Consider the following 12730-nt stretch of genomic DNA (forward strand, 5'->3'; position numbering starts at 1 on the left):
GAATTATTCAATAGGTAGAGCAGTTGTGTATTTAATCTGTTCCATGGCAAAGCTGGAGGTGACGTCAGACAGGCCCGGTACGCTGTTCACCAGGCGCTTATAGAATTCATCATAGCTTTTCATATCAGCAACCTGCACTCGCATCAGGTAGTCATACTCCCCTGCCATACGCCAGAACCCCAGAACCTCGGGCATTCCGGTCACTTCAGTGACAAAGCGGCAATACCATTCGCTGCTGTGATGCTGAGTTTTGATCAGCACAAACGCGGTGAGTCCCAGCCCCAGTTTTTCTGAATCCAACAGGGCGACTCTGCCCAGCAGGATACCGTCATCCTCAAGTCGTTTGAGACGTTTCCAGCAGGGGGTGGTAGTCAGATTAACGGCATCTGCTAATGCCTGCAAAGAAAGGGTGCAGTCCTGTTGCAGTAAGCCGAGTAGCTTGCGGTCAATTTTGTCTAACATATCCACTCCACAGAGAAGAATTTTCTCCTTACATTCTATTTTAAAGGCTAAATGGCAACAATTTTTTCCGTGCTTTTCGCTATTCTGGGCACAAAATGACAAATGGATATCTATTAATGATGAATAGCTCCTGGGTTAAAAACGCCATCAATGAAATCAACGCGGATTATCAGCGTTCTGCGGATACGCATCTCATTCGCCTGTCGCTACCGGCGTTCCCGGGCATTCAGCTCTATTTAAAAGATGAGAGCACGCATCCGACCGGGAGTCTGAAGCATCGTCTGGCGCGCTCACTGTTTCTGTACGGATTGTGCAATGGCTGGATCAAAGAAGGCACCACCATCATTGAATCATCGTCCGGTTCAACGGCGGTCTCTGAGGCTTATTTCGCTCGACTGTTAGGGTTGCCATTTATTGCCGTCATGCCTTCCTGTACGGCAAAACGTAAAGTTGAACAGATTGAATTTTACGGCGGTCGCTGTCATTTCGTGGAAAGCGCCTGCGAAATCTATGCAGCCTCTGAGCAACTGGCGCGTGAGCTGAACGGTCATTACATGGACCAGTTCACTTACGCTGAGCGCGCCACCGACTGGCGCGGCAATAATAATATCGCCGACAGCATCTTTCGTCAGATGCAGTGCGAGCCCAACCCCGTTCCCCGCCATATTGTGATGAGCGCCGGAACCGGTGGCACCTCAGCAACCATTGGCCGCTATATTCGCTGTCAGGGCTACGATACTCAACTGATGGTGGTAGACCCGGAAAACTCGGTCTTTCTGCCCTTCTGGCAGGATCGCGATGACACGTTACGCAGTCCGGTAGGAAGTAAAATTGAAGGCATTGGCCGCCCGCGTGTCGAACCGTCTTTCATTCCTGACGTGGTCGATGAAATGCTGCGCGTGCCGGATGCCGCAAGCGTGGCCACCGCACACTGGCTGGAAACGCAGTTGGGCCGCAAGGTCGGCGCCTCTACCGGCACAAACATGTGGGGAACGCTACAACTTGCCGCCCGTATGCGCGATGCAGGCGTTACCGGTTCGCTGGTGACACTGTTGTGTGACAGCGGCGAACGCTATCTGGAAACCTACTACAACCCACAGTGGGTCGACGCGCACATCGGTGATTTAACGCCGTGGAAAGCGGAGCTTGCCCAACTACTGAACACCCATTAATGGGATAAAAAAAAGCCAGACGCGAAGTCTGGCTTGCTGGAAGGGATCTCTCATTCGGGGGAATAAGGTAGATGTGGATTGTCCAGCCAATGCGTCAAAAAGTGTGACACTGCCTGATTACGGCAATGCCCAATCACCGATAAATGAGGCAGTTCAGCAATCAGTTGCGGCATCGCGTTACCCATAATCAGGCCGCGCCCAACGCTGCCTAACATTTCGCGATCGTTCATGGCATCGCCAAACGCCATACACTCGGCCATTGAATAACCTAAATGGTCGCTCAACACCGCCAATGCCGATCCTTTATTACAGCCCAGCGGCAGCACCTCAAGGCAATCAAACGCGGAAAAACAGAGATTCGCCTGTTCACCCAGCGCTTCATTCAGTTGAATGCGCAATTGGATAAGAGAGTCATGATCGCCACAGAAACAGACTTTCGTAACCTGATGCGCCGGAATACGTTTCACATCGACGATCTGGTAGCGAAATCCGCTATACACATGCGCCTGCAGCAGCGAGGGGATCTCTTGTCCGGTGAACCAGCCATTGTCATTAAAGACATGCATGCTGGCGGTAGTGTCCCACTTCTGATGCAACACAATATCCGCGACATTCGGATCCAGATCCTGACGGTGTAACACATCGCCCTCAACAGAGTGAATGCGCGTGCCGTTACCCGTGATCAAAAAGGCGTCCAGCGAGATCGAGCCTAAAATATGGCGCATCTCAAGCACATGGCGACCGGTGGCAAATGTCAGAGTAATATCGCGTTCACGCAGGCGCGACAGCGTTGAAAGCGTTTCGTCACCTAAATGGTGATTCGGCATCAAAAGGGTGCCATCCATATCAAATGCAGCCAGACGAGCCATTTCTTTCTCCACACTGTGACGCGGTTAACTTGTGATCCAGTATCACCTGAGATATACGGAAGTAATAGTGAATAGATAAAATGAATTGTTCCGGGTTTCTCTACGCATAAACCGTTAACGAACATCCTGAAGGAAAAAGTATCAATGCGTCTGCTTAATCGCCTGAACCAGTACCAACGCCTGTGGCTGCCCTCGAACGGCGAACCGCAGTCGGTGACCGTCGGGGAACTGGCCGAACGCTGTTTTTGTAGCGAACGCCATGTGCGTACCCTGCTAAAGCAAGCGCAGGATGCAGGCTGGCTGGAGTGGCATGCTCAGTCGGGGCGCGGGAAACGCGGGCAGCTGCGGTTTTTAGTGACGCCAGATTCACTGCGCAACACCATGATGGAACAGGCGCTGCAAAAGGGAGAGCAGCTTAGCGTACTGGAACTGGCTCAGCTGGCGCCGGGTGAATTAAGAACACTGTTACAACCGTTTATGGGCGGTCAGTGGCAAAACGACACGCCAACCCTGCGTATACCCTATTACCGCCCGCTCGACCCCTTGCACCCCGGGTTTCTCCCCGGTCGCGCAGAGCAACACCTCGCTGGACAAGTTTTCTCTGGCCTGACCCGGTTTGACAGCACTACGCAACGTCCCTGTGGAGACTTAGCCCACCACTGGAATATCTCCGCTGACGGCCTGCGCTGGGATTTCTATATTCGTTCCACCCTGTACTGGCATAACGGCGATGCGGTCAGCAGCACACAGCTACATCAGCAGTTGCTGAAGCTGTTAGAACTCCCCGCGCTGAATAAGCTGTTTATCAGCGTAAAGCGCATTGAGGTGACGCATCCCCAGTGTCTGACCTTTATTCTGCATCGTCCCGACTACTGGATGGCGCACCGTCTGGCAAGCTACAGCAGTCACCTGGCGCATCCTGAGCACCCGTTTGTGGGTACCGGCCCGTTCCGGCTGACGCTGTTTACTCCTGAGCTGGTGCGTATCGAGAGCCACGATCACTACCATCTGAGTCATCCGCTGCTAAAAGCCATTGAATACTGGATAACCCCGCAGCTCTTCTCCCAGGATTTGGGCACCAGCTGTCGCCATCCGGTGCAAATTGCGATTGGTAAACCCGAAGAGTTGCCTATGCTAAGCCAGGTAAGCAGCGGGATCAGTCTTGGTTTTTGCTATCTCACGCTCAGAAAAAGTGCGCGCCTGAATACGCAGCAGGCCCGTAGACTGATCAATATCATCCACCGTTCTTCCCTGCTACAAACGCTTGAAGTGGATGAAAATCTGATCACGCCAAGCAATGCACTGCTCCCCGGATGGACTATCCCGCAATGGGATGAACTCGACGAGGTAGCATTACCGGAAAAGCTGACGCTGGCTTATCACCTGCCGGTAGAACTTCACGCTATGGCTGAACAGCTTCGCCAGGCGTTGGCGTTGCTCGGCTGTGAATTAACGCTTATTTTTCATAATGCTAAAAACTGGGATGGCGATCATCCCTTAGCCCAGGCCGACCTGATGATGGGCGACAGGCTGATTGGTGAGGCACCTGAATATACTCTCGAACAGTGGTTGCGCTGCGATCAGCTCTGGTCACATGTATTGAATGCGCCAGCATACACACATTTGCAAACGACCCTGGATGCCCTACAAATCCAGGCCGATGAGGACGATCGCCACGCGGCTTTACAACAAGTTTTCGCCACGCTAATGCATGACGCTACCCTGACGCCACTGTTCAATTATCACTATCGCATCAGCGCGCCACCGGGCGTGAACGGCGTACGCCTGAATCCTCGTGGCTGGTTCGAGTTTACCGAAGCCTGGCTGCCACCTCCTTCCGCGTGAAGAAGCTGGTCGACGGCACGCCCAGGCGCTACCATAAGGGCTTCGTTATTTTGTCAGGAAAAGCCATGAAACGTGCCGTTGTTGTATTCAGTGGAGGTCAGGACTCCACGACTTGTCTGGCGCAAGCGCTGCATCAGTATGATGAAGTGCACTGCGTGACCTTTGATTATGGTCAGCGCCATCGCGCTGAGATTGATGTCGCACGTGACCTGGCCTTAAAACTTGGCGCGCGCGCGCACAAAGTGCTTGATGTCACATTGCTCAGTGAACTGGCTGTCAGCAGCCTGACCCGCGATAACATTCCGGTACCCGATTACGAACCGGATGCGAACGGCATCCCCAATACCTTTGTGCCAGGACGCAATATTCTGTTCTTAACGCTGGCAGCAATTTACGCGTACCAGGTGCAGGCAGAGGCGGTCATTACCGGCGTTTGTGAGACCGATTTCTCCGGCTATCCGGACTGTCGCGATGAGTTCGTTAAAGCCCTGAACCATGCTGTAAGCCTGGGGATGGCGAAAGATATTCGCTTTGAAACCCCACTGATGTGGATCGATAAAGCCGAAACCTGGGCACTGGCCGATTATTGGGGCAAGCTGGACCTGGTACGCGAAGAAACGCTGACCTGCTATAACGGCATCAAAGGTGACGGTTGCGGTCACTGTGCGGCGTGTAATCTGCGTGCCAACGGCCTGAACCATTATCTGGCGGATAAATCGGCAGTGATGGCGGCAATGAAGCAGAAAACCGGGTTAAAGTGATTGTATTGCCGGATGGCGCTTTGCTTATCCGGCCTACATGCAGTTGCAGCAACTCTTGTAGGCCGGATAAGACGCTTGAGCGTCGCCTTCCGGCAGTCGCAGCCACTACTGCACCATCTGCTCCAGTTTTTCGCGCAACTCCCCTTCCAGCGGCAACGCTTTTTGCGTTTTCAAATCAATACAGACGAACGTAATCAGCGCGTCTGCCACCACCTGCCCTTCCGGCTCCAGAGTAATGGTCTGATTTAACACACCACTTTTGCCATTTAACTGTTGAACCTGACTGGTGATAGTCAGCAGGTCGCTCAGCACCGCAGGTCGTCGGTAGTTGATATTAATATTCACGACCACAAAAGCGATGTTGTGTGCTGTCATCCACTGAAAGCTGTCGCTGTTTTCCAGACCATCCCAGCGGGCTTCTTCCAGAAACTCCAGATAGCGGGCATTGTTAACGTGCTGATAGACATCAAGATGAAAACCACGAACTTTGATTTGTGTTTGCATAGCGCAGGAGCCTTACGTTGTTTTTATAGGAACAGATTTTTGGGTAAAGAGGTCATAACTGGTATGACCTCTACAGTCTGGCAAACTTTCAGCGCTCTGCAAGTTATTAAAGTGTTAAAACTGCCAGGTTACGCTCAACCAGTGAACTGCCCATGCCCGGCACCTGCTTTAAATCGTCCACCGTTTTAAACGGCCCGTACTCCTCACGATAGCTCACAATCGCCTGCGCTTTCTTTAGACCCACGCCATTCATAACTCGCGCTAAATCCTCCGCAGAAGCGTTGTTGATGCTTACCCTGGTGCCCTCATCGTCGCTTGCTTTAGCGGGCTGTGTGGCTTTGCTTTGTGCCGCCCCTGGGTTTTCCGCTTTGGTTTGAGTCGCCTGGCTTTTGGCGACAGGCTCAGCCGCCAATGCGGTTTGGGCCATACCAGCGCAGGTCAATGAAAGAGTGATAAGCAGAGCTTTGATTCCATGTTTCATACTGTTTTCTCCTTGTTTGTTAACAGTGGAATCACGATAGCGAGGTGCAGAACGGCAGACAAACGGCAAATATCAGAAATGGAAAAGGCCGCGAAAGCGGCCTTTGGTAGATACAACTTTTTGCAATTTTTTGCGAACTGCCTCGGTTATTGCTGCTGTTCCAGCGCATCACCGACTTTAATTTTTGCAGCTTTACGCAGGTTGCTCATCAGCGCTTCAAAGACAATCTGCGCGTTGTTCTGAGTGATCCCCTGAACCATCGCTTTCTTCTGCGCTTCAGGCATAGAACCGGCTTTCACCTCGTCCAACGCCAACAGAACAACGTTACCCTGCATGTCGTTCGCGACGCCGTAGCTCGGTTTGTCTTTCGCCGGCAGGCTCAGACCAAAGGCAGCCTGGCTCAGCGGATCCTGACCCGTACGGCTCAGCGTTTTCGCCTCGCCAAAGCTCAGACCCGCCGCTTTCATCGCTTCATCGCCTTTACCGGCTTTCAGATCCGCCAGCAGTTTATCGGCATCAAGCTTCGCCTGCTGCTCTGCTTTATTGTGCTTAACGAGCGCAGTTACCTGCTCTTTCACTTCAGCCAGTGGCTTCACGGCTTCGGCTTTGTGCTCTGCAATACGCAGCACGAACGCACGATCGCCGTCCACGGTGATGATATCGGAGTTACTGCCAGGCGTACCGTTCTCACCAACCAGACCACCATTGAAAATGATGTCAGCGACTGGTTTGAAATTCAGTTCTTCCGGCAGGCTGTCACGGCTAAACCAGCCCGTTTCAACCGCTTTCATACCCGCAGCCTGCTCTGCACCCGCCAGAGATTCGTTATCATTGCTGGCCGCGTCGCTGACTTTCTGCTGCAGCGCATAGTACGCATCCAGCGCTTTTTCCTGCTTCACTTTTGCCGCAATCTCGTCACGGGCTTCGCTCAGCGGTTTAACTTGCGCAGGCTGTACGTCGTCAAGACGCGCAACGAGGAAACCAACGGAAGACTTAATTACGCCAGACAGTTGGCCTTTTTCTTTCAGACCAGCATTTTTCAGCTCATCCGGGGTGGTGGAATCTTCCAGCCATCCCATATCGCCGCCTTTACGGGCAGAGATGATATCGGCAGATTTTTCTTTCGCCAGCGCAGCAAAATCACCGCCTTTGTTCAGCTCGTCCAGTACCGCTTTGGCTTCATCTTCCGTTTTGGTCTGAATGATGCTGTAGCGGTTACGCTGCGGCTGAGTGAACTGATCCTGATGCTGGTCATAGTAAGACTGAATATCAGCATCGCTGGCCGTCTCCTGCATTGCAGCAGCGTCCAGCTTGATGTAGCTCACGCGGAACTGTTCCGGCGTCATAAAGTTGTTTTTATTCTGCTCGTAGTAGCTGGCAACTTCCTGCTCGGTAACAGACTGCTTCGCGGCCAGTGCGTTAACGTCAATCGTCGCCTCGCGCACGATACGCTGCTGTGCGACCAGCGCCGCCAGTTCGTCCGTTTCACCTTTCAGCATGAAGTCCGTACCGGCAACACCGTTAATCAGCTGCTGTGTCGTAAGCTGATTACGTAATGCCTGAGCATACTGGTCTGCAGTCATTCCCATTTGATTGACAATCGCGTTGTAGCGGTTGTTATCAAACTTGCCGTCCACCTGGAACGCAGGCGTGGCGAAAATGGCCTGTTTAACCTGATCGTCGCTGATGTTGAGCTTAAGCTCGCGGGAATACTGATCCAGCAGTGCTTCGTCAACAAGACGATTCAGCACCTGCTGACGCAGCGTTTTCATATAACCTTCGTTCGCGGCCAGCTCGGAGTATTGATCGCCCAGCTGTTGCTGCATGCGGTTACGTTCGCTGTTGAACGCATTCTCGAACTGCCCGCGGCTGATCTCCTGGCCATTCACTTTGGCGGCGAAGTTATTGCCTCCGCCAATCAGGTAACCACTCACGCCGGTCAAAATGAACGACACGATAATGATACCGAAAATAATCTTGAGCACGAGACTGTTAGCAGCCGTGCGTAAGCTGTCCATCATGGTGTAACCACACTCCGCTGTAGATGACTATACGCGTTATCCTCTCTGCTGCCCCCGCGTTGATGACAACAACGGCAACAAGGATTTTGAGTATATATGCTTCACGCAGCATAGCGTTTCCTGAACGCTGCGCACAAAGGTCTATTGTGACAAGAAACAGGGGCAATTGTCAGCCCACAACGCGTAGAAAGTACCGGAATTACAAATAAAAAAGGCACATCAGTCGATGCGCCCTTGTACTTCGTCACATCCCCAAAGGGGAAATCACTTAGTTTACCGCGTCTTTCAGTGCTTTACCTGCACGGAAGCCCGGTACTTTAGCCGCGGCGATGGTGATCTCTTTACCTGTTTGCGGGTTGCGACCAGTACGGGCAGCACGCTCTTTAACGGCAAAAGTACCAAAACCTACCAGCGCTACGTCATCACCTTCTTTCAGAGATTCGGTAACAGAAGCAATAATTGCATCTAACGCACGTCCAGCCGCAGCTTTAGAGATATCAGCCCCTGCAGCAATTTTGTCGATCAGTTGAGATTTATTCACTCTTCTCTTCCTCTTTATAATTTATATCGCACCTGAATCCTTCAAAGTGCGACCGCGCAGCAGTTATATCAGGCCTGCCATGCCCTTACAACACCCGTTAATGATGGCAAGCCCAATCCGTTATCTAAATTAGCTATACAAAAAAAGGCTGGCAAGCCCGAAATGGCCTGCCAGCCCTGTTTTTATTAATGCTCTTTGCGCGAGGTCACTATTTTGCCGTCACAACCTGCATTCCAGAGGGTTCATTTTGCAACGCAAGAGTCAGAACTTCCTCAATACGTTTCACCGGGTGAATATTAAGATCGGCAATTACGTTGTCCGGAATCTCTTCCAGGTCACGTTTGTTCTCATCGGGAATTAAGACCGTCTTAATGCCGCCACGGTGTGCCGCCAGCAGTTTTTCTTTCAAACCACCGATAGGCAGAACCTGACCACGCAGGGTGATCTCACCCGTCATCGCCACGTCGGCGCGAACTGGGTTACCGGTAAGACAAGAAACCAGCGCAGTACACATAGCAATACCCGCACTTGGACCGTCTTTCGGCGTAGCCCCTTCAGGTACGTGAACGTGGATGTCGCGTTTTTCGTAAAAGTCCGGGTTAATACCCAGTTTTTCCGCACGCGCGCGCACCACGGTCAGCGCAGCCTGAATCGACTCCTGCATGACTTCACCCAGAGAACCGGTGTAGGTCAACTTACCTTTACCCGGTACGCAGGCGGTTTCGATAGTCAGCAGATCGCCGCCAACTTCCGTCCACGCCAGACCCGTCACCTGACCAACGCGGTTTTCGTTGTCCGCGCGGCCATAGTCAAAGCGCTGTACACCCAGATAGTCGTGCAGGTTGTCGCCATTGATCTCAATATGTTTCAGCGACTTATCCAGCAGCAGCTGTTTCACCGCTTTACGGCACAGTTTAGAGATTTCACGTTCCAGACTACGCACGCCTGCTTCACGGGTGTAGTAACGAATAATGCCCACAATGGCGCTATCGTCGACCGTCAGCTCACCTTTTTTCAGCGCATTACGCTCAATCTGTTTCGGCAACAGGTGACGTTTGGCAATGTTCAGCTTTTCGTCTTCGGTATAACCGGACAGACGGATCACTTCCATACGATCCAGCAACGGTGCTGGAATATTCATGGAGTTAGAGGTCGCAACAAACATCACGTCGCTGAGATCGTAGTCCACTTCCAGGTAGTGATCGCTGAACGCCACGTTCTGCTCTGGATCCAGCACTTCAAGCAGTGCGGAAGCCGGATCGCCACGCATGTCGGAAGACATTTTGTCGATCTCATCAAGCAGGAACAGCGGGTTTTTAACGCCCACTTTGGCCATTTTCTGGATCAGTTTACCCGGCATAGAACCGATATAGGTCCGGCGGTGACCACGAATTTCGGCTTCATCACGTACGCCGCCCAGCGCCATACGGATGTATTTACGCCCAGTTGCCTTAGCGATGGACTGCCCCAGAGAGGTTTTACCTACCCCCGGCGGTCCAACCAGACACAGGATCGGCCCCTTGATTTTATTTACACGGCTTTGAACCGCGAGATACTCAAGGATACGGTCTTTGACGCGCTCCAGACCATAATGGTCGGTATCGAGGATTTCCTGCGCCTGACGTAGGTCTTTTTTGACCTTGCTACGCGCATTCCACGGCACCTGTACCATCCAGTCGATGTAGCCACGCACCACGGTCGCTTCCGCCGACATAGGAGACATCATTTTCAGCTTCTGCAGTTCTGCTTCCGCTTTCTCTTTTGCCTCTTTCGGCATTTTCGCCGCGTCGATTTTACGCTTCAACGCTTCGTTTTCGTCCGGTGCATCGTCCATCTCACCGAGTTCTTTCTGAATAGCTTTCATCTGCTCGTTCAGATAGTACTCGCGCTGAGATTTTTCCATCTGCTTTTTCACACGGTTGCGAATGCGTTTCTCAACCTGCAGCAGATCGATTTCAGACTCCATCATCGCCATCAGATATTCCAGACGTTCGTTAACGTCGGACATCTCCAGCACGGACTGCTTGTCAGCCAGCTTCAGCGGCATGTGTGCAGCGATGGTATCCGCCAGACGTGCAGGATCGTCAATACTGTTCAGCGACGTCAGCACTTCTGGTGGGATTTTCTTGTTCAGCTTGATATAGCCTTCGAACTGGCTGATAGCGGTACGCACCAGCACTTCCTGTTCGCGCTCATCAATAGCAGGCGAGTCAAGGTACTCTGCTTTCGCAGAGAAATGCTCGCCGTTGTCAGACAGCGCAGAAATACGCGCACGCTGTAACCCCTCGACCAGCACTTTTACGGTGCCGTCAGGCAGTTTCAGCATCTGCAAAATAGAGGCCACGGTCCCGACGGTGAAAAGATCGTTTACACCCGGCTCATCCGTTGACGCTTCTTTCTGTGCGACCAGCATGATTTTTTTATCATGGTCCATAGCCGCTTCCAGACAACGGATAGATTTTTCCCGCCCTACAAATAAGGGTATGACCATGTGCGGATAAACCACCACATCGCGCAACGGCAATACGGGGATTTCAATGCGTTCAGAACGCTCAGGATTCATAGAGCTCTCTCTTAGTTTAGTTTCCGCCAGGTAATCAGATGGTACGACTGTGCTTCACACCACCTTTAACATGTATGTCAGTATATGGGGATGTTTCCCACACATTCAACGCCATGTTTACGGAAAAATAAAAGGGGAGATAAAATCCCCCCTTTTTAATTAAATGTCTGTATGAATTGATGAATTATTCGCCAGATGCCTGCTGCGCTTCCGGCTTACCGTAAATCAGCAATGGCTTGCTCTGACCGCCAATCACCGACTCATCGATCACCACTTTTTCGACGTCTTCCATAGAAGGCAGATCGTACATGGTGTCGAGCAGCGCGGCTTCGACGATAGAACGCAGACCACGAGCACCGGTTTTACGCGCCATCGCTTTCTTAGCGATCGCATCCAGCGCTTCCTCACGGAATTCCAGATCGACACCTTCAAGATTGAACAGCGCCTGGTACTGCTTGGTCAGGGCATTTTTCGGCTCTTTGAGGATCTGGATCAATGCTTCTTCGCTCAGCTCGCTCAGCGTTGCCACAACCGGCAGACGACCGATGAACTCAGGGATCAGACCAAATTTGATCAGATCTTCCGGTTCAACCTGCGACAGCAGTTCACCTTCGCTGGCTTTATCAGACTGTGCTTTTACCGTTGCGCCAAAACCAATGCCGGAGCCGGTTTCAACACGGTTAGCAATGACTTTATCCAGACCGGCAAATGCACCACCGCAGATAAACAGGATCTTGGAGGTATCAACCTGCAGGAATTCCTGCTGAGGATGTTTACGACCACCCTGTGGCGGAACGGCAGCAACCGTCCCTTCGATCAGTTTCAACAGCGCCTGCTGTACGCCTTCGCCGGAAACGTCACGGGTAATAGATGGGTTATCAGACTTACGAGAAATCTTGTCGATCTCATCGATATAGACGATCCCACGCTGTGCTTTCTGCACGTCGTAATCGCACTTCTGCAACAGCTTCTGAATAATATTTTCAACATCTTCACCCACATAACCGGCTTCGGTCAGCGTGGTGGCATCAGCCATGGTGAACGGAACGTCCAGCAGGCGCGCCAGCGTTTCAGCCAGCAGCGTTTTACCGGAACCCGTCGGGCCAATCAGCAGGATGTTACTTTTGCCCAACTCGACGCCATTGCTGGTGTCGCCGTTGCGCAGACGTTTGTAATGGTTGTATACCGCGACCGCCAGCACTTTCTTCGCCTGCTCCTGACCGATAACGTAATCGTCCAGGTGGTTACGAATTTCATGTGGCGTCGGCAGCGCACTGCGTTCACGGTGCGGTGCTACTTCCTTAATCTCTTCGCGAATGATGTCGTTGCATAAATCAACACATTCGTCGCAGATATACACGGATGGACCGGCAATCAGCTTACGCACTTCATGCTGGCTTTTGCCGCAAAAAGAGCAGTACAACAATTTGCCCGAGCCATCTTTGCGTTTATCTGTCATGGGTCAAAACCTCTTCTTTGTTCTTTGTGCCGCACACGACGACGCAAATGCC

11 protein-coding genes are annotated in these 12730 nt (G+C 52.1%); 3 read left to right on the forward strand and 8 right to left on the reverse strand.

The window, feature by feature from the left end:
* Nucleotides 1-3: 3 nt before the first annotated feature.
* A complete protein-coding gene (locus OGX96_RS13700) occupies nt 4-462 on the reverse strand; it encodes an Lrp/AsnC family transcriptional regulator (RefSeq protein WP_286583311.1) in 459 nt (152 codons plus the stop codon).
* 116 nt (nt 463-578) lie between these two features.
* Here OGX96_RS13700 and OGX96_RS13705 point away from each other — a divergent pair, with 116 nt between their 5' ends.
* Nucleotides 579-1634: a PLP-dependent cysteine synthase family protein gene (locus OGX96_RS13705; protein WP_286583315.1), complete on the forward strand. Its 1056-nt coding sequence runs from the start codon at nt 579-581 to the stop codon at nt 1632-1634.
* A 50-nt stretch (nt 1635-1684) separates the two neighbouring features.
* Here the strand turns inward: OGX96_RS13705 and cof are convergent, their stop codons facing one another.
* Complete coding sequence (gene cof, locus OGX96_RS13710) at nt 1685-2503, reverse strand: HMP-PP phosphatase (protein ID WP_008783948.1); 819 nt, start codon at nt 2501-2503, stop codon at nt 1685-1687.
* A 144-nt stretch (nt 2504-2647) separates the two neighbouring features.
* Here cof and OGX96_RS13715 point away from each other — a divergent pair, with 144 nt between their 5' ends.
* Nucleotides 2648-4348 (forward strand): SgrR family transcriptional regulator, encoded by a 1701-nt coding sequence (locus OGX96_RS13715; protein ID WP_234692803.1) that lies wholly within the window; start codon nt 2648-2650, stop codon nt 4346-4348.
* 65 nt (nt 4349-4413) lie between these two features.
* Entirely contained in the window at nt 4414-5109 is a 696-nt protein-coding gene (gene queC, locus OGX96_RS13720; protein ID WP_043015404.1) for a 7-cyano-7-deazaguanine synthase QueC, read from the forward strand.
* A gap of 105 nt (nt 5110-5214) precedes the next feature.
* On the opposite strand, the gene fadM is transcribed toward queC, so the two are convergent.
* From fadM to clpX, 6 genes are all read right to left on the reverse strand, one after another.
* Nucleotides 5215-5613: a long-chain acyl-CoA thioesterase FadM gene (gene fadM / locus OGX96_RS13725; RefSeq protein WP_003021636.1), complete on the reverse strand. Its 399-nt coding sequence runs from the start codon at nt 5611-5613 to the stop codon at nt 5215-5217.
* Nucleotides 5614-5719: 106 nt separating this feature from the next.
* Entirely contained in the window at nt 5720-6094 is a 375-nt protein-coding gene (locus tag OGX96_RS13730) for a helix-hairpin-helix domain-containing protein (RefSeq protein ID WP_008783945.1), read from the reverse strand.
* 146 nt (nt 6095-6240) lie between these two features.
* Nucleotides 6241-8115, reverse strand: coding sequence for a peptidylprolyl isomerase (ppiD, locus tag OGX96_RS13735; RefSeq protein ID WP_198801659.1), 1875 nt, complete (start codon nt 8113-8115; stop codon nt 6241-6243).
* A 268-nt stretch (nt 8116-8383) separates the two neighbouring features.
* Nucleotides 8384-8674, reverse strand: coding sequence for a nucleoid-associated protein HU-beta (gene hupB / locus OGX96_RS13740; RefSeq protein ID WP_219352570.1), 291 nt, complete (start codon nt 8672-8674; stop codon nt 8384-8386).
* 190 nt (nt 8675-8864) lie between these two features.
* Complete coding sequence (gene lon, locus OGX96_RS13745) at nt 8865-11219, reverse strand: endopeptidase La (protein ID WP_003831014.1); 2355 nt, start codon at nt 11217-11219, stop codon at nt 8865-8867.
* A 184-nt stretch (nt 11220-11403) separates the two neighbouring features.
* A complete protein-coding gene (gene clpX / locus OGX96_RS13750; RefSeq protein ID WP_003831013.1) occupies nt 11404-12678 on the reverse strand; it encodes an ATP-dependent protease ATP-binding subunit ClpX in 1275 nt (424 codons plus the stop codon).
* Nucleotides 12679-12730 lie beyond the last annotated feature (52 nt).

The sequence above is a fragment of the Citrobacter sp. Cpo100 genome (assembly GCF_030332595.1).
In the GTDB taxonomy this organism is placed as follows: Bacteria; Pseudomonadota; Gammaproteobacteria; order Enterobacterales; family Enterobacteriaceae; genus Citrobacter; species Citrobacter portucalensis.